This window comes from Brucella daejeonensis (assembly GCF_014199265.1).
Taxonomy (GTDB): Bacteria; Pseudomonadota; Alphaproteobacteria; order Rhizobiales; family Rhizobiaceae; genus Brucella; species Brucella daejeonensis.
This window is the reverse complement of sequence record NZ_JACIJG010000001.1, coordinates 119,040-140,776: the sequence shown is the minus strand read 5'-3', so window position 1 is coordinate 140,776 and position 21,737 is coordinate 119,040. Positions and strand designations below refer to the sequence as shown.

The window sequence follows — 21,737 nt, the reverse complement described above, 5'->3', positions numbered from 1 at the left end:
GAACGGCCCGGCGATGCGTCTCCAGCGTTCATCTCCCGCAGACCTTGCCCGCAAGGGCATTCTGCTTCTGGGTTGCGCCGTGGCGCTCAGCGCCTGCAATACGACCGGTGACGGAAGCCCCGTCAAGACAGCGCTGATCACGCAGGCCGACACCTCCGCCAATGGCGCGGCGGCAAGCGTTGCTCCGGGCGCCGATGCCGCGCAAAGTGGCGGCGAAGCCGTTGCCCTTGCCGATCCGGTCCTGCCGTCTAATGTGCCTGTGCCCGGTATTCGCGGCCAGTCCGAACCGATGATGGCCTATGCCGGCGCGCAAGCCGAAGCGTCTCCTGCTTCGGTCGCCGCCGGCATGGCTTTCGAAACGCCGGCCGACGCGCCGAAAGATCTCGATGCGCTGATCGCCAAATATTCCGTCGCCTATGATGTGCCGGAGCGTCTCGTGCGCCGTGTCGTCCATCGCGAAAGCCGCTTCAACCCGGCGGCGCGCAACGGGCCTTACTGGGGCCTGATGCAGATCAGCCACCCGACCGCGCGCGGCATGGGTTATACGGGCGCGCCGAAGGGGTTGCTCGATGCGGATACCAATCTGAAATATGCCGTCCGCTATCTGTCCGGCGCCTACAAGGTGGCCGATGGCAATGAAAGCCAGGCGGTCCGCTATTATGCGCGCGGTTATTATTACGATGCCAAGCGCAAGGGGCTGTTGCAGGAAACCGGCCTCGACGGCAGCTTCAGGACAGGGCCGACCCGGACGACTGCTTCCGTGCAGTAGAGCATTTCCAGCAAAAGTGCGAAGCGTCTTCGCAGGGAAATCAGTCCACTGGACTGATTTCTAATCCTGCTACGATGCGTAGGATAATGCGTAAAAACAAATAGTTAGAGCGGTTTCAACGATTCAGTCAAAACAGGAGCCGCTCTAACCACCACGAGGACCTTTCGACGTATTCAGGGGCAAAATCCGCCACGTCCCGGAGGGATATGACGAAAATAACCCATTTTGGCGTCGCGAAACCTCGATGGAGGAACACTCCACCTTCGGTTTCGCTCCTGAAACTGTGCCATTTTCGACCATACCACGCTCCAAATCCTGATTGGGTTTAGACCCTAAGCCGCATTGTCATCTTGACGCTGCAAAGCGATGGCAGTTTCCTGTCTGGAACGAGTGACAGGAAGAACGTCATGAATATGCGGTTGCCGCAGCCCATCAAGTGGAAATATGACCGGACCGAATTATGGGCCGATGGCGTCATCCATGTTCTGGGTGTCGCGCTGGCGCTTGCTGGCGCCATTGCCATGCTGCTCTATTTCCTGCCGAACATGCCTGCCGCGACCTCGATTTCCTCGGGCGTCTATCTGGCGAGCCTCCTGACGGCGCTCGGCATTTCCGCCGTCTACAATATCTGGCCGGTCTCGCCGACCAAATGGTTTTTGCGCCGGTTCGATCATTCGGCGATCTATCTCCTGATCGCGGGAACCTACACGCCCTTCGCCATGCATATGGGCGACCGGGCCTTGCCCTTGCTTCTGTTCGTGTGGAGCGTGGCCGTTGTCGGTATCCTGCTGAAACTCTTCCTTCCCGGCCGGTTCGACCGCTTGTCGATCCTGCTTTATCTGGCGCTCGGCTGGAGCGGTGTGATGGTCTATGACACCATGGTCCAGTCGTTGCCGCCCTCGGTTTTCTGGCTGATCGCCGCAGGCGGCCTGGTCTATTCGCTGGGCGTGATCTTCCATGTCTGGGAACGACTGCGCTTTCAGAACGCCATCTGGCATGGCTTTGTCGTCGTTGGCGCGGCGCTGCATTATTGTGCGGTGTTTTTTGTCGCTTGGAACTGACGCAAATCGTGATGCGCCAGATTCAGTTTATGGCGTGCCGAAAATGGTGTTTTGCTAGAACCGGAGCGGAATGTACTTCCAGCATAGTCCCGAAAAGTTGCAGACTTTTCGGATAAGACTATGCGTCAAAGAAAGATACATGAGCACCGGAAGCGCAGGAAAACGCCATTTGCAGGCCGCCAGAAGCTGAATCCTAATGGAAATCGCGTGACTTTGGCATAACACGCACATTGCGCGGATGATGCGCCATCTGCGACGGGGCGATGAGGCGCTGCGGTTCACGCCCGCTTAGATCCATCAGCGCGCCGGAGCGATCTTCCAGTTTCGACGCCACCAGATGCACCACCCCTTCGGGACTGCGCTGGATGCGCCCCTCGATATGGATCAGCCGCGCGCCCATCACCTCGCGGCGGAATGTCTTCATGATTTTCGGCCAGACGACGATATTGGCGATGCCGGTTTCATCCTCGATGGTGAGGAACACCACGCCCTTGGCGCTGCCGGGGCGCTGGCGCACGGTCACGACGCCCGCCACTTTCATGCGGCGTCCATTGGCTCCTTCTTCCTGCACGGCGCGACAGGTTGAAACGCCTTCCGCGGCAAGCCCCTCGCGCAGATATTGCAGCGGGTGGCCCTTTAGCGAAAGCCGCGTCGTCTCGTAATCGGCGATCACATGCTCCGAGGCTGCCATTTCAGGCAGTTGCGTGCGCGGTTCCTGCGCCAGTTCGCTCGTCGCGGCGGCGCGGAAAAGCGGCAGCGTCTCGTCATTGGGCAGACGACGCACGGCCCAGAGCGCGGCGCGGCGGTCGATGTCGAGCGAGCCGAAAGCATCGGCATCGGCCAGGAGCGTGAAAGCGCGCCGGTCGAGCCGCAGGCGGCGATGCATGTCTTCAATGGTGCGATAGGGTTCCTGCCGGTCGGCAATCAGCAGTCGGGCATCCTCCTTGGAGAATCCGTCGATCTGGCGAAAGCCGAGCCGGAGCGCCAGATGAATGTCGGGCGTTTCTTCCAGAATATTATCCCCTAAGGTATTATCCCAATGACTGAAATTCACATCGACAGGCAGCACCGTCACGCCATGCTCGCGCGCGTCGCGCACGATCTGGGCGGGCGCGTAAAAACCCATCGGCTGGGAATTGAGAAGGGCAGCGGCAAAGACTTCCGGGTGGTGGCATTTCAGCCATGCGGAAATATAGACCAGATGCGCGAAGCTCGCCGCATGGCTTTCGGGAAAACCGTATTCGCCAAAGCCCTTGATCTGGTTGAAGCAATTCTCTGCAAAGGTCCGGTCGTAGCCACGATTGACCATGCCTTCGATCATCTTTTCGCCCATGGTGTGGATGGTGCCCATCTTGCGGAATGTCGCCATCGAGCGCCGCAGCTGGTTGGCTTCGTCGGGCGTGAATTTGGCCGCTTCAATGGCGATACGCATCGCCTGTTCCTGAAACAGCGGCACGCCTTTGGTCTTGTCGAGTATCTGCTGCAATTCGTCGGATGGCCCATGCTCCGGCGACGGCGAGGGGAGCGAGATGGGTTCCTGTCCGCTTCTACGTTTGAGATAGGGATGCACCATGTCGCCCTGAATGGGGCCGGGCCGCACGATGGCGACCTCGATGACGAGATCGTAGAACGCGCGTGGCTTCAGGCGCGGCAGCATGTTCATCTGCGCCCGGCTTTCGACCTGAAACACGCCGAGCGAATCGCCCTTGCACAGCATGTCGTAGACGGCTTTGTCCTCGCGCTCGACAGTTGCGAGCGTCAGCTTTTCGCCATCATACTTTTCCGGCTTGTGTTGGTGGATGAGGTCGAAGGCCTTGCGGATGCAGGTGAGCATGCCGAGCGACAGCACGTCCACCTTCATCAGCCCCACTTCGTCGATATCGTCCTTGTCCCATTCGATGAAGGTGCGGTCTTTCATCGCCGCCGGGCCGATGGGTACGGTTTCGTCCAGCCGGTCGCGGGTGAGCACGAAACCGCCGACATGCTGCGACAGGTGACGCGGAAAGCCGATCAGTTCGATGGCGAGTTCCACCGCGCGCCGGATGATGGGGTTATCGGGATCGAGACCCGCCTGCCTGATGTGCTCTTTATTGATGCCACCGCCCGACAGGCCCCAGACCGTATTGGCGAGTGCTGCGGTCACATCCTCGGTCAGGCCCAGCGCCTTGCCGACATCGCGGATGGCGCTGCGGGAGCGGTAGCTGATAACGGTGGCGACGATGGCCGCACGGTCGACGGAATAGCGTTCATAGACATATTGCATCACCTCCTCGCGCCGCTCATGCTCGAAATCGACGTCGATATCCGGCGGTTCCTTGCGTTCTACCGAGAGAAAGCGCTCGAACAGAAGATCGACCTGTGTGGGGTCCACACCGGTCACGCCGAGACAGAAACAGACCACGGAATTGGCCGCCGAACCGCGCCCCTGACACAGAATATCTTTTGAGCGGGCATGGCGCACGATGTCGTGCACGGTCAGGAAATAGGCCGCATATTGCAGCTTTTCGATCAGGGCCAGTTCCTTGTCGATCAGCCCCTTGACCTTTGGTGGAATGCTGTCCGCGCCGTAATGGCGGGCGGCGCCCTCCCAGACGAGATCGTGCAGATGCTGTTGCGGCGTCTTGCCGGGCGGGACCGGCTCGTCGGGATAATCGTAGCTCAGATCGTCGAGCCGAAAGGTGATCGGCGCGATAAAATCGGCAGTGGCGGCAATAGCTTCAGGATAATCGCGGAACAATCGCGTCATTTCATGCGGCGGTTTCAGGTGCCGTTCGGCGTTCTTTTCCAACAGACGTCCGGCATCGAAAACCGTCGTGTGATGGCGGGTTGCGGTCAGCACGTCCTGAAGCGCGCGCCGGTCGGGGTGGTGATAAAGCACGTCATTGGTGGCGATCAGCGGCACATTCGCTTCGGCTGCAAAGCCTGCGACGCGTTCCGCCCGCCGCCCGTCCTGTCCCTGATGCGGCATGGTCAGCGCCAGCCAGACAGAGCCGGGCGCGGCCTGGGCGATCTCGGTCAGGCGTGTTGAAAAGTCGGGTGCATCGTCTTCGGGTGGGAAAACGGCGATCTGGAACTGCCGGGCGCGAAACAGGAGATCGCCCCATTCGAGACTGCATTCGCCCTTGACGCCTGCGCGGCCTTTGCCGGTCGTGAGCAGGCGGCACAATTGCCCATAGGCGGCGCGGTCGCGTGGATAGACGACCATATCCGGCGTGCCGTCGATGAAGGAAAGGCGGGAACCGATGAACAGGCGGAAATCGCATGTCTCGCGAAAATCCTTCCAGGCGGCATGGGCGCGCACCACACCGGCCAACGTGTTGCGGTCGGCAATGCCGATGCCGGAAAGGCCGAGCGCATGGGCTTGCGCCACCAGTTCCTGCGGGTGCGACGCGCCGCTCAGGAAGGAAAAATTGCTGGCAGCGGCGATTTCAAAATAGCGGGTCATCACGCAAACAGCCCATGCAGGAACCAGCGCGGGTGATTGGCGCCGTCATAAAGCCCTTCGCGAAAGATCCAGAAGCGCTGGCCGTTCTCGTCCTCCACCCGGTAATAATCGCGCAATTCCGGCCCGTCCTGACCGATTGCAAGCCACCATTCCGGCTCGATCCGCTCCGGCCCTTCGGCAAGGCGGACACGATGGCGCACGCGCCGCCACAGGAAGAATGAGGGCGGGCTGTCGGGCACTTCCGCCACGCTTTCGATAGGCTGCGGCGGACGGAACAGTTTTATCGGACGTGCGGGCGGATCGTCGGGCAGCGTGGGCGCGCTTTCGTAATCGGAGGCATTCTTCCGCTGCCCATGCAGGGCAGGGCGAAGGCTGAAAGCGCGCTCCGGCATATGCGTGTTGCGCGAAAAGGAAACGAGCACCCGTTCCGCTCCGAGTCGCGCTGAAAGCCGGTCTACAAGCTGGCTGAAACCGGCCTCGTCTTCCTCGTGCTGATCCAGCCCGGTCTGGCGCTGGGCCACCGCGCCGCTGCGTAGTGCTGCAAGCCGGATCATATCGAAGCCGAACCCGGCGTCGAGCGGGTCGGTCAGCGCGCCGAGCCGTTCGCGAGCAAGCCGGAGAAAAACCTTGTCATCGCGCAGGGGCTGGCCGGTCTCGATGCGGATATGGCGCATTTCGCCATCGACGCGGAAGAAGGACGCCTCGACCAGAAGCGCGCCTTTGCCTTCCGTTTCCAGCCTTGCGAACAGTTCCTGCGCCAATTCCTGCAAGATGTGTTCCACCCGTTCCATTGCCGTTACCGGCTCGGACAGGCGGCGTTCGGTCGTGCTGAGCGGCATGATGCGCAAGGGCGAGATCGGCGCGCGTTCGCACCGCGCCAGCCGGTCAAGTTTTGTGGCAAGATCGGTGCCGAAGCGAGCGGTGAGCGCGGCGCGCGGAAGCCCCATCACATCGCCGATGCGTTTCAGCCCGGCGCGCTTGAGGCCTGTTTCGGTCGTCTCCGCTAGTTCAAGGGCGGCGAGCGGCAGGCGCGGCAAAAGCCGGTCGGTCTCGGCCCTGCTGAAGATGCCGCCTTTCGTTCTCCGCGCCAGAAGTCGCGCGGCAAAGCTGTTATCGGCAATCGCCGCACTCACGCCAAGTCCGGCCCGCTCAAGGCGCAGAACTGCATCTGCGCGCATGAGGTCCAGCCCGCCGAAAAGATGCGCGCAGCCCGTTATGTCGAGCATCAGCCCATGCGGCGGGTCGAAGGCGACAAGCGGCGTGTAGCGCTCGCACCAATGGGCAAGGCGCTTGAGCAATGCCGCATCGCTTTCCTGTTTTGTCACGGTCACCTCCAGTCTTTCCACGCGGGCGCGGGCGTCGGTCAGCGCCATGCCGGGAAAAAGGCCGAGCCTTGCCGCCTCGCCATCCACCGCCGTCAGGCGCAGCGCATTGGCCGTGCGTTCGGTGACGACAAGCGGCAGGCGCGGCTTGCCGTCAGGCGGAGCGGCGCGGCGAAGCCGGTCGGTCGGCAGAAAGGGGAACCAGAGTGCGAGGAAGAAGCGTTCCGCCGTCGCGTTTTCTTGCGCCGAATTCGAGGGTTTCATTGTTCCATTCCATGATCCATTGCCCGCATGTGCCGTGGCGGTTGCGCTCCAGAACGGCGGAAAAGGCCGGTTTTCCGGGCGCATTCGCTCCGCTGGAACGGGATGGCGCAGGCGCAACCCGCCAGCGGCTGACGGCGGCGCTCTGCACGCCTGTCCGGTGGCTGCGGAGCAGGATGACCGGCAATTGCGCGGCTTCGCTTGCCAGAAGCAGGCGGCGTGATGCAGTGAGATCGAGACATTTCGGCTGGCCGGTTACCGAGGCGACAATGGCGGACAGGAGATGTGCGGCCTTGCCGCCGCTGCCAGATTCCAGCGCGTCGTTGGCCGCCTTCAGGACATCTTGTGCCGTGGGGCAGCGCACGATCAAAAGCCGGGCCGGATCGATCCCGAAGGCATGAAGCCCCGGCGGGTAAAGTCCGCCATATTCGCTCATTGCGCTTTCCTCCTCGATCCAGATGATCGGCCTTCGGTCCTGCGAGGCCCGCAACGTCAGCGCCAGCGCAAAGCCAGTCGCGGCCATATGCGCGCCGGGATTCTCCGCAAAGACCTCATGCAGCGCATCGCCGGCAAGGCCGTGCGGAAAGGCTGCATCCGCATCGGAAAATCCGAGCGCGAAGCTGCGCGCGCGGCCGAAGCCTGCTTTTGCCCCGTCTGCTAGGCTGCTTTGATCATTGCCTTCGATGGCCGTAACCATGCGCCGCAGCGCCGCGATGTCGATGCCGCTCACGTTTGAACTCACTCATTTGTTCTCTGTATGTTCTAGTATTGAATCGAGTCCGCCGAGAGTCAAGCGGAAGAAGCGATTGCAATCCGGAAATGAAAATTATATATGAAGCGTATATGTTTCGTATATGGTGTATATCATGGGAATCGTGAAGATCGGCGACGAGCTGCATGAGGAACTGCGCAAGGCGAGCGACGTCATGTGCCGTTCGATCAATGCACAGGCCGAATACTGGATGAAGATCGGTATGCTGGCGCAGGCCCATCCCGACATGACCTTCAACGAGATCGTACAGATGCAACTGCGCGCCGCGCAGGTCGAATTGCCCGCCATGCCGGTGCGACCGTCATGACCAAGACACCCGCCGAACTGGAAAAGATGGCGGCTTCGGGCGCATTGCTCGCCTCCGTCTTCACGCTTTTGGACCGTACGCCGCTTGCCGGAATGACCACGATGCAGGTCAACGATCTGGTTGAGGATTTTATCACGCGCGAATTGCAGGCGCGGCCTGCCAGCAAGGGGCAGTATGACTATCCTTATGTGCTGAATTGTTCGCGGAACGAGGTCGTCTGCCATGGAATGCCGTCGCAAGACGACATCATCGGCAATGGCGAGATCATCAATTTCGACATCACGCTGGAGAAGGATGGCTATATTGCCGATTCCAGCAAGACCTACATGATCGGCGAGGTCGCGCCGTTTGCCTCGCGTCTGGTGCGCGTGACCTATGAGGCGCTGTGGAAGGGGATTGCCGCCGTGCGTCCCGGCGCGACGCTGGGCGATATCGGCCATGCCATCGAGCGTCATGCCAAGCGACACGATTATAGCGTGGTGCGCGATTATTGCGGCCATGGCATCGGGCGCGAGATGCATGAGGAGCCGCAGGTTCTGCATTTCGGCAAGCCGGGTACTGGCGTCCGCCTGCGCGAGGGCATGGTTTTCACCATCGAGCCGATGCTCAATCAGGGCACAGCCAAGGTGAAGCAGGAAAAGGACGGCTGGACGGTGGTGACGCGTGACGGAAAACTGTCGGCGCAATTCGAGCATACGGTGGCGGTCACGTCGAACGGCGTGCGTGTGCTGACCTTGCGTCCAGGCGAGGAAAAGATGCTGGCGGGCATCAGACACGCAGCCTGAGCAAAGAAAAACGCCCTCCGATGAGGAGGGCGTTTCACTTTTTGGCTGTTCCGAACCCTTCACCTTCGTGGTTCGAGGCTCATTTCCCCTTCGCCAGGCTCAGGGATCATTCGCACCTCACCATGAGGTGAAGGGCGGCAGCGCTTGCAGTAACCCTCATCCTGAGGTGCGAGCGAAGCGAGCCTCGAAGGACGAGGGTGCTTGACCTTCTCCAGTCAGGCTTATTTGCGGTCGCGCGCGGCCAGCGTGCGCAGGCGCAGCGCGTTGAGCTTGATGAAGCCTGCGGCGTCCTTCTGGTCGTAAGCACCCTGATCGTCCTCGAAGGTGACGAGCTTGTCGGAATAGAGCGACTTCGGCGATTCGCGGCCGGTCACCATCACATTGCCCTTGTAGAGCTTGAGCGTGACTTCGCCTTCGACATGGCGCTGGCTGTGATCGATTGCGGCTTGCAGCATTTCGCGTTCTGGCGAGAACCAGAAGCCGTAATAGATCAGCTCCGCATAACGCGGCATCAATTCGTCCTTGAGGTGCGCGGCACCGCGGTCGAGCGTGATCGATTCGATGGCGCGGTGCGCAGCGAGCAGGATCGTGCCGCCCGGCGTTTCATAGACGCCGCGCGATTTCATGCCCACGAAACGGTTTTCCACGAGGTCGAGACGGCCGATGCCGTTGTCGCGGCCATAGTCGTTGAGCTTGGCAAGCAGGGTCGCAGGCGACAGACGCTCGCCATTGATCGAAACGGCATCGCCCTTTTCAAAACCGATCTTGATGATCGTGGCCTTGTCGGGAGCGGTTTCCGGCGAAATGGTGCGCATATGCACATATTCGGGCGCGGCTTCGGCTGGATCTTCCAGAACCTTGCCCTCGGACGAGGAGTGCAGAAGATTGGCGTCGACGGAGAACGGCGCTTCGCCCTTCTTGTCCTTGGCGACCGGAATCTGGTGTTGTTCGGCGAATTCGAGAAGCTGCGTACGGCTCTTGAACGACCAGTCGCGCCACGGAGCGATGATCTTGATGTCCGGGTTCAACGCATAGGCCGAAAGCTCGAAGCGAACCTGATCGTTGCCCTTGCCGGTCGCGCCGTGGGCGATGGCGTCGGCGCCGGTCTTTTTCGCGATCTCGATCAGATGCTTGGAGATCAGCGGACGGGCAATCGACGTGCCGAGCAGATAGACGCCTTCATAGACGGCATTGGCGCGGAACATCGGGAAGACGAAATCGCGCACGAATTCTTCGCGCACGTCCTCGACGAATATTTCCTTGATGCCCAGCATTTCCGCTTTCTTGCGTGCCGGTTCAAGTTCCTCGCCCTGGCCGAGATCGGCGGTGAAGGTCACGACTTCCGCGCCCAGCTCCGTCTGGAGCCATTTCAGGATGATCGAGGTGTCGAGTCCGCCCGAATAGGCGAGAACGACTTTCTTGACGTCTTTCAGCTTGCTCATAATAAACTTCCGTCTCGTCGGGCGCTCCAGAGCGGCGCCCAAAATTTGTCCGTAGTTCTTTTATCAGTTGCCAAGCGCCACGCAAGCCGAAGGGCTGCGACTTATCGCGAAAACTGATGCGGTATCACGTAGCCTGCGCTTCGCCGACTTCATAAACAACGAGATTGCGGTCGTGGATGCCAAGTGCAGGCCAGGCCGCGCGCCATTCGGCAATATGGGCGGAAGCGAAATGCCGGTCGAGCGAAGCGCGGTCGCGCCAAATTTCCTTCACATGGACAAGCCCCGGTTCGAGAATGTCTTCGGCATAGCCATAGTCCACGCAACCGTCCTCGGCGCGGCTTGCCGCAATCATGCGCTGCATGGCGCTGCGCGCTTTTGCGAGGTTTTCCGGCGGCAGGCGGACGGTCCCGACGATCAGCAGCATTTCTGTCTCCATTCGAGCGTTGGCCAGTTTCAATTGGAAAGATTTTATTCTAGCGTGCGCCATCTCTTGGAGCACATTTCGATGTCTTTTCTGACAAACCTGACCTTCATTCCCGAATGGACGATCTTTGTCCAGTTCGCGATAGCAACCGCGATCCTTTCCATCACGCCCGGCCCCGACATGACGCTGTTCGTGGGGCGCGCGCTTTCCGAAGGAAAGGCTGCGGGCTTTGCCTGCATGGCGGGCGCCAGCACCGGCATCGTCATCCATACCACCATGGTGGCGCTCGGCCTGTCCGCGCTGATTATCGCCTCTCCGACGGCGTTTACCGTGCTGAAGGTCGTAGGCGCGGGTTATCTCGTCTGGCTTGCCGTGCAGGCCATCCGCAAGGGATCGGCTTTTTCGCCGGAAAAGAACGGCGGCAGGAAACACACATTGTTCCAGAACTGGGCGACGGGACTTGGCATCAACCTGCTCAATCCGAAGATCATCCTGTTCAACATGACCTTCCTGCCGCAATTCGTCTCGGCGCACGATCCACATGCCATGGGAAAACTGTTCTTCCTCGGCCTGTCCTTCATCCCGATGGCGCTGCCCTTCACCATTCCGATGGTGGTGGCGGCTGACAAGTTCGCCGGGCTTTTGAAGAAAAACCCGACAGTGACGCGGATCGTGGACTGGCTTTTCGCAGGCGTGTTCTCGGCCTTCGCGCTGAAGATCATCACCGCGCAGGCAAAGTAAAATCAGGCTGCCGGGCGGTTGATAAATCGTCCGGCGTCACGGCCTGCGATGAGCCAGTAAATCAGCATGCCGACGATGCAGGAACAAACCACCACGAGGCAGCGAAACAGGTCTCCGGCGAACGGCAGGTTCTGCGACGCGCCATAGGCGATCAGAAGAATGCCCATGCCAACACCGGCGAGCATATGGAAGAACGCATCGCGCCTGGCTGCAATCTCGCTTAAAACCACGGCAAGCAGCATGGGAAATATCGCAAATTTCCCAACCGCAATCGCCGTGAACGGCGTGGCGAACAGAACGGCGACAATTGTGAACGGGCGGGTAAAATCGGGATTATGCGGTTCCAGCCCGCTCAAGTCCGAAGACAGGTTCAGGGCGACGAAAAATGTGGTCCCGATCCAGAAGGCGATGACAATACCGAACAGGATACGCAACAGCCTGAAAATATAATCCCAGCCATCCGTCATCGTTCGCTCGTCCTTATTCGCCGTGTCCGGCGATCATCATGGCTTCAAGCGCCAGACGCTCGCTTTTGCGCAGGCGTTCGGATTCCGATTTCAACTGGCCGCAGGCCGCGAGAATGTCGCGACCGCGCGGCGTGCGGATCGGCGAGGCATAACCGGCAGCATTGACATAATCGGCAAAGCGTTCGATCTGCTCCCAGTCCGAACACTGGTAATTGGTGCCGGGCCATGGGTTGAACGGAATCAGGTTGATCTTGGCCGGAATGCCCTGCAAGGTTTTGACCAGAAGCTTGGCGTCTTCCAGACTGTCGTTGATGTCCTTCAGCATCACATATTCGAAGGTGATGCGCTTGGCGTTCGACAGGCCGGGATATTCGCGGCAGGCCTTGATAAGCTCAGCCAGCGGATATTTCTTGTTGATCGGCACCAGAATGTCGCGCAGTTCGTCGCGCACGGCATGGAGCGAAATGGCGAGCATGACGCCGATTTCCTCGCCGGTGCGATAGATTTCCGGCACGACGCCCGAGGTCGAAAGCGTGATGCGCCTCTTCGACAGGGAAAGCCCGTCGCCATCGGAGGCGATCAGCAGCGCTTTTTTGACTTCCTCGAAATTATAGAGCGGCTCGCCCATGCCCATCATCACGATATTGGTGATCTTGCGGCCCTCGGTGGGCACCATGGCGCCGTCGGGCGTGTCCTTGTCCGGGAAATCGCCAAGCCGGTCGCGTGCGGTCAGAAGCTGCGCCAGAATTTCTTCCGACGTGAGGTTGCGCACCAGCTTTTGCGTACCGGTATGGCAGAAGGAGCAGGTGAGCGTGCAGCCAACCTGAGAGGAAACGCACAGCGTGCCGCGGCCTTCCTCGGGGATGTAGACGCTTTCGATCTCGACCGGGCGGCCCGCGCCGCGCGGCGGAAAGCGGAACAGCCATTTGCGGGTGCCGTCCTGCGAAATCTGTTCCTCGACCACTTCGGGCCGCGCAATGGTGAACTGCTCGGCCAGAAGGCCACGCAGATCCTTGGAGATGTTGCGCATGTCGGCAAAATCGGAAACGCCGCGCACATAGAGCCAGTGCCAGAGCTGGCTGATGCGCATTTTTACCTGACGTTCCGGCACACCGGCCTTGACCAGCGCTTCGGCCATTTCCTCGCGCGACATGCCGATCAGCGACGGCTTTTGTTCCAGGCTGGCGCGCGCATGGCGGGCAAGCTGGTCGCGCGTGTCGTCAATGGTAAGGTCGAACGAAATGGACATCTGTTTTCAACTACTCAAAGGAAGGGCGACCGCGATAAAGCGCGCCAAAAACCTGTCAATTGTATGGATATACGGGCTGCATAACCCCATTTGGGCGCGCTCATAGCATAGAAAATGGCATTCGTCATGCAAAAGAAAAAGCCGGGCTTTGCGCCCGGCTTTGCAATCCGTCCGATCGGCTGGATTATTTGCACTTCTGGATCGCGGCAAGCGCCGCCGAAATGCCCTTCAGCGAATAGGTGTAACTGGTCTTGGTGCCGCGCTTCGACTGGGCCTGCACCTTCATGTCGGAACCGCCGCGCATGGCCGCGACGAGCTGCGGCTCCTCGGCTGCGTTTTCCATCCAGCCGGATTTGCCGTTGACGAACATGTTGAAGCTGCGGTTGCCGATGGTGACGACGACCTTGGCATTGGTATTGAGGTCGTAGCCTGCCATGAACTGCGGTTCGAACGAAATATTCTGCCCGGGCTTCTGGCTCACGAGGAAGAAATTGTCGCCGTGATCGACATTGGCCGGGGCCTTCTCGGTCGGTACGGAGAGAACGTAACAGACCTTGCCGTTGCCCGACTGGTAGCTATAGGCGCCCCATGCGTCGAACTGCTTTATCTGGCTCGGTGTCTGGGCGAGCGCCGAGCCCGCCATTGCAATCGTGAACACCGAAGCTGCGACGATCGATTTTCCAAGCATTGGTTTTTACCGGTTCTCTTTCGTTTGCTTCAAACTTGAATATCGGGATGCCGCCGCTCATCGCGCCGTCCCGCTCAGTTGCCGATTAAATTGCCTTAATCTGGGTTACCAAACGGTGAAGTTTCGAAAGAAAACTTGAATGAGAAGCTCAGTCGCCCCGCCATCCCTTGGTTTGAGTTGAATTAAAAGAAAGCGGCGTGAGTAAGGCGGTGTGTTAGGGGAATAGGGGAATAGGGGAATAGGGGAATAGGGTGCGGGCAAGTGGTGGACAAGGCAAGTAAAATATTTGCCTTGATCGAGAATAAGTAATTCTACTCCCTTACTCCCTTACTCCCTTACTCCCTTACTCCCTTACTCCCTTACTCCCTTACTCCCTTACTCCCTTACTCCCTTATCCTCCAGCGCCTGTCGCGCGGCGAGCCGGTGCGCGGGCGTGATATGGGTGCGCACCGCGGTGAGCGCGGCCATCAGCACGGCAACGTCGTCGGTGAACCCGATGCCGGCCAGAAGATCGGGAATGGCGTCGAAGGGCAGGACGAAATAGGCAAGTGCGGCCATCAGCGTCATGCGCACGCGCGTCGGCGTCTTCCGGTCGAGCGCGCAGTAATAAGCCGCGATCACCTCGTCCATGAACGGCACCATGCGCCCGGCGCGGCGCGTGGCTTTCCAGAAACCGTTCTTCACCCGCTCGCTGCGCTTCCTGAATTCGCTTTCGCTGCCGGGTTCGAGGATTTCACCGATTCTGACGTCATCCATTCTCGTTCAACTCCTGTCGTCCCGATTTCTCGCCGGTTTCTCGCCGGTTTCTCGAATGCGGGCCCTGACCGGTTAAAAATGGGGAGGTTGCGCCTTTCTTGCAAGTCCGGTTCCATTTCCCATGGCCCTATCCTGCGAGAACCATCAGCTACAACGCTCCCATCAAATCCCCAGAATACGGATTCGACCGGATCGCTTCCGAAGCGGTTCGGGCGCGCGACGGCCCATTGCAGAATGGGCAGTGCTGACTGATTGGAGGTTTTGATGCATTTGACCGGCTATGGGGAGAATTTTATCCGCAGCGACCGTTCAACGCGGCTGTTTCGCGGCAACCAGCTTCTGGCCGCCCGGACCGAAGACGATCATATCTCGGTCGATCTGTTCGACATCGGCTGCTACGACGTGGCGGTCTATCTGAGGTTTCTGTTCGGCGCCGGAATCTCGCTCAACACGCTGCGCGGCACGTCGCGCCAGAACTGGATACCGATCCTGAATTTCAGGGCCGGCGAGCAGTGGAACGGCTATTCGGCGCTGCCTTTCGGCAAAGCGATCGGCTTCTACGACGTGCAGGCCGGGCATATTTTCCATGCCGCTATTTCGCTGGGCGACGTGCATGTCCGGGGCGTGCAGGGCGGCAAGCTTGGCCAGAACTGGCAGGACCGCATCGACCTGACCCGCGTCCTTCCCTATGGGAGCCGCAACCCGGACGGAAGTTTCAATTATGACCGGCGGAAAATATACGTCTATATCTCAAAGCTCTGACATGAGGCCGGGCGATTCATCCCGCGCGCGCCCATCTATCTTCTGTCAGCCGGTTGCGCGCCGGCGTCTTTCGCCTATGTTTGCTGTTCCTGAAACAACCTGCCATTTGCAGACCGGCATGGCGACTTTTGGAGCAGACACTTGGTCCCGATCAGCATTCTTTTCGTCTGTGCAGGAAATATCTGCCGTTCTCCGCTTGCCGAAGGCGTGATGGGTCATGTGCTGGAAAAGCGCGGCGTCCGCCATGTGCTGGTCGATTCTGCGGGGACCAATGGCTACCATACCGGACAGGAACCGGACGGACGCTCCATTCGGGTTGCCGCGCAGAACGGTCTCGATATTTCCGCACAACGCTGCCGCCAGCTTGTCGCGGCCGATTTTACCCGTTTCGATCTGATTCTCGGAATGGATCATGACAATATGCGCATGATCGCCCGGCGCAAACCGGGCAACGCAACCAGCCATATCGGGCTGTTCACGGAAGTGGCCGAGGGGAAGCCGGTTGAAATCCCCGATCCCTTTTTCGGCGACACCGGGGATTTCGAGCTTGTCTACCGGATGGTTCTGGCAGCTTCCAACGCGCTGGCCGACCAGTTCTGGCCGGTGCGGGCAACGGAGACCAGAGGCCAGGCTTCCTCGACGATATAGGGTCCGCCGCCCACCGAATCGCGTGACGACATCAGCACGAACCGCCCCACCTTGAAGGGCAGCGTCGCGAAATTGCCGCGCGAGGAAAGATAGCGCGCCACATCGTCGATGCGGGCGTTTCTCAGCCGCGCCAGCGTCACATGGGGCGTGAACTTGCGCGGGTCGGCGGGAATGTGAAGCCTCTGGCAGATGCGGTCGATTTCCGCCTGCAATGCGTTGAGTTCAGGCGAGGGGGATACACCCGCATAGATACTGTGCGGCTTCTTGGAGCCGAAAGCATTGACACCCGAAAGGTTGAGCGTGAATTCCGGCCGCCGCACGCGATCGAGCGCATTGGCGACCTCGTCGGCCACATGGCCTTCCACATCTCCGATAAAACGCAGGGTTATGTGGTAGTTTTCGACATCGATCCAGCGTGCGCCGGGGAGACCGCCTCGCAACAACGAGAGCGAAAGCGCGGCGTCGCGCGGGATTTCGAGGGCAGTGAAAAGACGCGGCATAAGGCATCCTCCTCGAAGCGTTCCATGCCAGAGCGCCGGGCATCCAAAGGATGCATGAAGGACACTCTAGCCTAGAGAGTCAGTGCATCGCACCTGATCGAAATTGATTCGGTCAAGTTGATGCAACTCCAGCGAATCAAAGTTTGCTACCGGGGGCAAGCTGTTTATGTCCCCCGACAGGCGTCAGCCTCCCGATGTCCCCTTGTTTTGCATGTGTTGCAGGCTTTTTTCGATAGTGGGCATAAATTTTGCCACCATCGCTTCGACGCCTTTTTCATTGGGGTGCATTCCGTCCTCGAGCAGAAGCTCCTTCCTGGTTGCTACGCCGTCGAGGAAAAACGGGTAGAGCGGCACACGGTATTTCTGCGCCAGCCTGGGGTAGATCGGGTTGAACCGGTCGGCATAGTCCTTGCCCATATTGGGCGGGGCCATCATGCCGGCGAGAATGACCGAAATGCCGCGCGCTTTAAGCCGCGCCAGCATCTCGTCGAGGTTCTTTTCGGTGATGTCGGGTTCGATGCCGCGTAGCGCGTCATTGGCGCCCAGTTCGAGGATTACCAGATCGGTGCCGTCCGGGATCGACCAGTCGATACGCGAAAGCCCGCCGGTCGTCGTGTCGCCCGAAACGCCCGCATTCTCGATGGAAACCTCAACGCCCTTGTCGTTGAGCGCCTTTTCAAGCTGCTGCGGAAAGGCGGCATTGGACGGCAGCAGATAGCCCGCCATCAGGCTGTCGCCGAAGCCGACGATCCTGATCTGCGACAGCTGTTCGGTCGGCAGTGCGTCTTCGAGGCCGGTCGGATCCTCCTGCGCGCGCGCTCCCGTGGCGACACTTGCCGCCATAAAAGATGCGATCACCGCAAAAACTGGGAGCCAGACCGGAATTGAGAGTTTGAAACGCATCGTCGAAAACCCATATTTGAGGGGCTGCGGGCAAATGGCCCCGCCGGACTTCTCTTCAATAATTGGCGCAACATAAGTTCAAATTTGTGGCGCGCTTCTGAATTCTAAAGATTCATATAGGATAAAAACCGCGTGACGGAACAGGTTGTTGGCCCGATTATCGAACTTGAAAACGTTCACCTGACGCTTGGCCACGCCGCTTCCTCGGTGCATGTGCTCAAGGGCGTGTCGCTCCATATCGCGCAGGGCCAGTCGGTCGGCGTCGTCGGTCCGTCCGGTTCCGGCAAGTCCACGCTGCTGATGGTTCTGGCCGGTCTGGAGCATGTCGATCACGGAACCGTGAAGATCGCGGGAGAAACGATCAGCCGCATGGGCGAGGATCGGGCCGCAGCTTTCCGGGGCGCCAATATCGGCATCGTGTTCCAGTCCTTCCACCTCATTCCCAATATGACGGCGCTGGAAAATGTCGCCGTGCCGCTTGAGCTTGGCGGACGCAGGGACGCTTTCGAGGTGGCGGAGCGCGAATTGCGCGCGGTGGGCCTGGGCGAGCGCCTTACCCATTATCCGTCCGAGCTTTCCGGCGGCGAACAGCAGCGCGTGGCGATCGCCCGCGCCCTTGCGCCAAGCCCGAAAATCCTGATCGCGGATGAACCGACCGGCAATCTCGACACGGCGACGGGTCGCCAGATCGCCGATCTCCTGTTCGCCAAGCAGCGCGAGAACGGCCTGACCATGGTGCTCGTCACGCATGACCCGGCGCTCGCGGCGCGCTGCGACATCGAAATCCCGGTACGCTCGGGCCGGATCGAGGAGCCTGCGGGCGGCGCCGTCATCCCGGAAAATCTGGCGGCGAAAGCATGAGTTTCACGAAATCCATGGCGCTCGCCCTCCGCTTTGCCCTTCGCGAAATGCGCGGCGGGCTTTCCGGTTTTTATATTTTCCTCGCCTGTATCGCGCTTGGCGTCGCGGCAATCGGCGGCGTCAATTCGGTGGCGCGCTCGGTCAGCACCGGCATCGCGGCGGAAGGCCAGAGCATTCTCGGCGGCGATGTCAGCTTCGCGCTCAACCAGCGCGAGGCAACACGGGAAGAACGCGCCTTCATCGAGAATCGCGGCAGGCTGGCGGAAAGCGCCACCATGCGCTCCATGGCGCGTATACCGGATGGTTCCGACCAGTCGCTGGTCGAGGTGAAGGCGGTCGATGCCGCCTATCCGCTTTACGGTACGGTGAAAGTCTCGCCGCAGCAGTCGCTGGCCGACATGACCGGCGAAAGGGCCGGTGCCTACGGTGCCGCCGTGACGCGGGATTTTCTGGATCGCATGGGCTTGTCGCTCGGCGCAAAAGTGCTGCTCGGGTCTGAAACCTTCGAGTTGCGCGCGCTGATCGAAAGCGAGCCGGACCTGCTGTCGTCCGGGTTCAATTTCGCGCCGCGCTTTCTGGTTTCGCTCGAGGCCTTGCGCGCTTCCGGCCTGATCCAGCCCGGAAGTCTGGTTCATCATATCTACAAGGTCGCTCTTGCCGGTGGAGCGCCGGATTCGGCAATCGCCGACGTCAGGCGGCAGGCTGCCGCCGATTTTCCCGATGCGGGCTGGAACATCCGCTCGCGCAGCAATGCCGCCCCGGCGCTCAGCGCCAATATCGAACGCTTTTCTCAATTCCTGACGCTGGTGGGGCTGACGGCCCTGATCGTCGGCGGCGTCGGTGTCGCCAATGCGGTGCGCGCCTATCTCGACGGCAAGCGCGGGGTGATCGCGACCTTCAAGTCGCTCGGCGCGCCCGCGCGTTTCGCCGTGCTGGTCTATCTGGTGCAGATCATGGTGATCGGCTTCATCGGCATCGTCATCGGTCTGTTTCTGGCGATGATCATTCCTTACGCGGCGGCGCTGGCGCTTGCCAATTATCTGCCGGTTGCCGATGGCGGCTTCTTTCCTGCGGCATTGGCGCTTGCCGCCGTGTTCGGCCTTATCACCACGCTCGCCTTTGCGATCATTCCGCTGGGCCGCGCCCGTGACATCCCGGCAACCGCGCTTTTTCGCGAACAGGGTTTTGAACAGCGCGGCTGGCCGGCCCTGCTTTATCTGGGACTTGCGGTCCTGCTGATTGCGGCGCTTGCCGCGCTGGCGCTCTATGTGGCCTATGACCGGCGCATCGCCGCCATTTTCATCGTTTCGGCCATCGCGGCATTCGGCGTGCTGCGGCTTGTCGCCGACGGCATTCGCTGGCTTGCCCGCCGCGCGCCGCGTGTCCGCTCGACGGCGCTCAGGCTTGCGCTCGGCAATATCCATCGCCCCGGCGCGCTCACGCCCTCGGTGGTGCTGTCGCTCGGCCTCGGCCTCACGCTGATGGTGGCGATTGCGCTGATCGACGGCAATCTGCGCCGTCAGGTGACGGAAAACATTCCGGCGCAGGCGCCGGACTTTTTCTTCGTCGATATCCAGAACCGAGACATCGGCGATTTCACCAGGCTGGTCAGCGGCATCGTCCCCGACGGCAAGCTCACCTCCGGCCCGATGCTGCGCGGACGCATCGTGGCCTTCAACGGCCGCAATGTGCGCGACATGACCATCCCGCCGGAAGCGGCGTGGGTGCTGCGCGGCGATCGCGGCATCACCTTTGCCGACAGCGTGCCGGAAAATTCGACGCTGACGGAAGGCGAATGGTGGCCCGCAGGTTATGGTGGCGAACCGCTGGTGTCCTTTGCCGAACGCGAGGGCAAGGAACTGGGCCTGAAGCTCGGCGATACGGTGACGGTCAATGTGCTCGGCCGCAATATCACCGCGAGGATCGCAAGCTTCCGGCAATTGCAGTGGGAAACGCTGGCGATGAATTTCGTCATGGTGTTTTCGCCCAACACCTTTGCCGGTGCGCCCGCGACATGGCTGGCGACGCTGACCATTCCCGATGCGGAGAAGAACCTCGCTTCCGACGTGTTGCGGCAGGTCACGAAGACATGGCCCGCCGTCACCACGGTCAGTGTGACCGATGCGCTCAATGTGGCGAACGACCTTATCGGACAGCTTGGCGTCGCCATCCGCGCGGCGGCGTCCATCGCGCTTGCCGCTTCGGTTCTGGTGCTGGGCGGGGCGCTTGCGGCGGGCAACCGCGCCCGCGTCCACGATGCGGTGGTGCTGAAGACGCTGGGCGCCACGCGCAGCACGCTGATTACGGCCTATGTGCTTGAATATATGCTGCTTGGCCTTGCCACCGCGATTTTCGCGCTGGTCGCGGGCAGCGTGGCGGGCTGGTATGTCGTGGCGCAGATCATGAAGCTGAAAGCGGGCTTCCTGCCCGATGTGGCGCTGATGACGGTCGGCATCGCGCTGGTGCTGACCGTTGGCTTCGGTCTGGCGGGCACATGGCGCGTTCTGGGCCAGAAGCCCGCTCAGGTGCTCAGGACAATATGAACGATTTGTAATCGTGCGTCATATAAAAGGGGTAAGCCATTGGATCGCTTGAAAAATGGCGGTCCGTTTTCTCGTCCGGGGCATCACGTTTTTTTAAAGGTGGTACTTGTACGAGAGGGCCGAAATCCCCATAATGTCAGGCAGGCATGCTGGAGTCCCGCCAGCGGCGCCTGGCGGCGGTCCGACTTCGGGAACGCCCCGACACCGGACGGGACATGGCAAAAGGATTTGAGTCATGGCTGACTTTCGCAATATTCAGGCGCAGCAGAGGCCGGTAGGCGGCGCTCGCGCCGATGCAGGCATCGATCAGGGCCTGCGCAGCTATATGCTGGGCGTCTACAACATGATGGCTATCGGCCTGGTCGTGACCGGCCTCGCCGCTCTCGCGGTTGCAGCGCTTGCAACGACCACGGACCCGTCCGCGGCGGTGGCCCAGCTTCCCAATGGCAAGATGCTCACCGGCCTTGGCGTCGCGCTCTACACGTCCCCGCTTCGCTGGGTGGTGATGCTCGCGCCGCTGGCGGCAGTGTTCTTCCTCAGCTTCCGCATCGAGCGCATGGCGGTCTCGACCGCTAACGCCGTCTTCTGGGGCTATGCGGCTCTCGTTGGCCTGTCGCTGTCGTCGATCTTCCTCGTCTTCACCGGCCAGAGCGTCGTGCGCACCTTCTTCGTGACGGCGGCCTCCTTCGGCGCGCTGTCGCTCTATGGCTACACGACCAAGCGCGACCTGTCCGCCATGGGCTCGTTCCTGATCATGGGCCTGTTCGGCCTGATCCTGGCATCGGTCGTCAACATCTTCCTCGGCTCGACCGCGCTGCAATTCGCGATCTCCGTGATCGGCGTACTGATCTTCGCGGGCCTTACCGCCTACGACACGCAGTCGATCAAGGAAATGTACTACGAAGGCGATGCTTCGGACACGCAGGGCCGCAAGATCGTGATGGGCGCCCTGCGTCTCTATCTCGACTTCATCAACATGTTCATGTTCCTGCTGCAATTCATGGGCAACCGCGAATAGTCGGCAGATTGGA

At 60.6% G+C, this 21,737-nt stretch carries 21 protein-coding genes; 10 read left to right on the top strand and 11 right to left on the bottom strand.

Annotated features, from left to right (window positions below):
- Positions 1–13: 13 nt before the first annotated feature.
- A complete protein-coding gene (locus FHS76_RS00650) occupies positions 14–769 on the top strand; it encodes a lytic transglycosylase domain-containing protein (protein ID WP_183646575.1) in 756 nt (251 codons plus the stop codon).
- A 407-nt stretch (positions 770–1,176) separates the two neighbouring features.
- Positions 1,177–1,830 carry a PAQR family membrane homeostasis protein TrhA gene (gene trhA / locus FHS76_RS00645; RefSeq protein WP_183646572.1) on the top strand — a complete coding sequence of 218 codons (654 nt, stop codon included), beginning with the start codon at positions 1,177–1,179 and terminating at the stop codon, positions 1,828–1,830.
- A gap of 193 nt (positions 1,831–2,023) precedes the next feature.
- On the opposite strand, the gene FHS76_RS00640 is transcribed toward trhA, so the two are convergent.
- The 3 genes from FHS76_RS00640 to FHS76_RS00630 are packed head-to-tail and all read right to left on the bottom strand — an operon-like array spanning position 2,024 to position 7,588.
- Entirely contained in the window at positions 2,024–5,275 is a 3,252-nt protein-coding gene (locus FHS76_RS00640) for an error-prone DNA polymerase (RefSeq protein ID WP_183646569.1), read from the bottom strand.
- On the bottom strand, positions 5,275–6,861 hold the full coding sequence (locus FHS76_RS00635) for a Y-family DNA polymerase (RefSeq protein ID WP_235992524.1): 1,587 nt from the start codon (positions 6,859–6,861) through the stop codon (positions 5,275–5,277). Before FHS76_RS00635 ends, FHS76_RS00640 begins: the two co-directional genes overlap by 1 nt.
- The gene (locus FHS76_RS00630; protein WP_183646566.1) at positions 6,752–7,588 is read right to left on the bottom strand and encodes an ImuA family protein; all 837 of its coding nucleotides are present in this window, start codon (positions 7,586–7,588) and stop codon (positions 6,752–6,754) included. The genes FHS76_RS00635 and FHS76_RS00630 overlap by 110 nt, the downstream gene beginning before the upstream one ends.
- Positions 7,589–7,724: 136 nt before the next feature.
- Here FHS76_RS00630 and FHS76_RS00625 point away from each other — a divergent pair, with 136 nt between their 5' ends.
- Positions 7,725–7,937 (top strand): ParD-like family protein, encoded by a 213-nt coding sequence (locus FHS76_RS00625; protein WP_183646565.1) that lies wholly within the window; start codon positions 7,725–7,727, stop codon positions 7,935–7,937.
- Positions 7,934–8,722: a type I methionyl aminopeptidase gene (gene map, locus FHS76_RS00620; RefSeq protein ID WP_183646563.1), complete on the top strand. Its 789-nt coding sequence runs from the start codon at positions 7,934–7,936 to the stop codon at positions 8,720–8,722. The genes FHS76_RS00625 and map overlap by 4 nt, the downstream gene beginning before the upstream one ends.
- A 221-nt stretch (positions 8,723–8,943) precedes the next feature.
- Here the strand turns inward: map and FHS76_RS00615 are convergent, their stop codons facing one another.
- Both FHS76_RS00615 and FHS76_RS00610 read right to left on the bottom strand, forming a co-directional pair.
- Entirely contained in the window at positions 8,944–10,164 is a 1,221-nt protein-coding gene (locus FHS76_RS00615) for an argininosuccinate synthase (RefSeq protein WP_183646561.1), read from the bottom strand.
- 124 nt (positions 10,165–10,288) lie between these two features.
- The gene (locus FHS76_RS00610; RefSeq protein WP_183646560.1) at positions 10,289–10,588 is read right to left on the bottom strand and encodes a putative quinol monooxygenase; all 300 of its coding nucleotides are present in this window, start codon (positions 10,586–10,588) and stop codon (positions 10,289–10,291) included.
- Positions 10,589–10,669: 81 nt separating this feature from the next.
- Here FHS76_RS00610 and FHS76_RS00605 point away from each other — a divergent pair, with 81 nt between their 5' ends.
- Positions 10,670–11,329 (top strand): LysE family translocator, encoded by a 660-nt coding sequence (locus FHS76_RS00605; protein WP_183646558.1) that lies wholly within the window; start codon positions 10,670–10,672, stop codon positions 11,327–11,329.
- A gap of 2 nt (positions 11,330–11,331) precedes the next feature.
- On the opposite strand, the gene FHS76_RS00600 is transcribed toward FHS76_RS00605, so the two are convergent.
- From FHS76_RS00600 to FHS76_RS00585, 4 genes are all read right to left on the bottom strand, one after another.
- On the bottom strand, positions 11,332–11,796 hold the full coding sequence (locus FHS76_RS00600) for a hypothetical protein (protein WP_183646556.1): 465 nt from the start codon (positions 11,794–11,796) through the stop codon (positions 11,332–11,334).
- Positions 11,797–11,809: 13 nt separating this feature from the next.
- Positions 11,810–13,045: a 23S rRNA (adenine(2503)-C(2))-methyltransferase RlmN gene (gene rlmN, locus FHS76_RS00595; RefSeq protein WP_183646553.1), complete on the bottom strand. Its 1,236-nt coding sequence runs from the start codon at positions 13,043–13,045 to the stop codon at positions 11,810–11,812.
- Between the two features lie 184 nt (positions 13,046–13,229).
- Positions 13,230–13,733, bottom strand: coding sequence for an invasion associated locus B family protein (locus FHS76_RS00590; RefSeq protein ID WP_183646550.1), 504 nt, complete (start codon positions 13,731–13,733; stop codon positions 13,230–13,232).
- Positions 13,734–14,108: 375 nt separating this feature from the next.
- Positions 14,109–14,489: a YkvA family protein gene (locus FHS76_RS00585; protein ID WP_183646547.1), complete on the bottom strand. Its 381-nt coding sequence runs from the start codon at positions 14,487–14,489 to the stop codon at positions 14,109–14,111.
- Between the two features lie 264 nt (positions 14,490–14,753).
- Here FHS76_RS00585 and FHS76_RS00580 point away from each other — a divergent pair, with 264 nt between their 5' ends.
- Both FHS76_RS00580 and FHS76_RS00575 read left to right on the top strand, forming a co-directional pair.
- Positions 14,754–15,251 carry a hypothetical protein gene (locus FHS76_RS00580; RefSeq protein WP_235992523.1) on the top strand — a complete coding sequence of 166 codons (498 nt, stop codon included), beginning with the start codon at positions 14,754–14,756 and terminating at the stop codon, positions 15,249–15,251.
- Positions 15,252–15,392: 141 nt separating this feature from the next.
- Positions 15,393–15,899: a low molecular weight protein-tyrosine-phosphatase gene (locus FHS76_RS00575; protein WP_235992522.1), complete on the top strand. Its 507-nt coding sequence runs from the start codon at positions 15,393–15,395 to the stop codon at positions 15,897–15,899.
- Here the strand turns inward: FHS76_RS00575 and thpR are convergent.
- Positions 15,803–16,399 (bottom strand): RNA 2',3'-cyclic phosphodiesterase, encoded by a 597-nt coding sequence (gene thpR, locus FHS76_RS00570; RefSeq protein WP_183646540.1) that lies wholly within the window; start codon positions 16,397–16,399, stop codon positions 15,803–15,805. The genes FHS76_RS00575 and thpR overlap by 97 nt on opposite strands.
- A gap of 183 nt (positions 16,400–16,582) precedes the next feature.
- The gene (locus tag FHS76_RS00565; protein WP_183646538.1) at positions 16,583–17,302 is read right to left on the bottom strand and encodes an arylesterase; all 720 of its coding nucleotides are present in this window, start codon (positions 17,300–17,302) and stop codon (positions 16,583–16,585) included.
- A gap of 132 nt (positions 17,303–17,434) precedes the next feature.
- Between FHS76_RS00565 and FHS76_RS00560 the strand changes: the two genes are divergently transcribed.
- The 3 genes from FHS76_RS00560 to FHS76_RS00550 all read left to right on the top strand — a co-directional run bounded on the left by FHS76_RS00560 (position 17,435) and on the right by FHS76_RS00550 (position 21,724).
- Entirely contained in the window at positions 17,435–18,163 is a 729-nt protein-coding gene (locus FHS76_RS00560; protein ID WP_183646536.1) for an ABC transporter ATP-binding protein, read from the top strand.
- Positions 18,160–20,706 carry an ABC transporter permease gene (locus FHS76_RS00555; protein ID WP_183646533.1) on the top strand — a complete coding sequence of 849 codons (2,547 nt, stop codon included), beginning with the start codon at positions 18,160–18,162 and terminating at the stop codon, positions 20,704–20,706. Before FHS76_RS00560 ends, FHS76_RS00555 begins: the two co-directional genes overlap by 4 nt.
- Before the next feature lie 235 nt (positions 20,707–20,941).
- Entirely contained in the window at positions 20,942–21,724 is a 783-nt protein-coding gene (locus FHS76_RS00550) for a Bax inhibitor-1/YccA family protein (RefSeq protein ID WP_183646529.1), read from the top strand.
- Positions 21,725–21,737 lie beyond the last annotated feature (13 nt).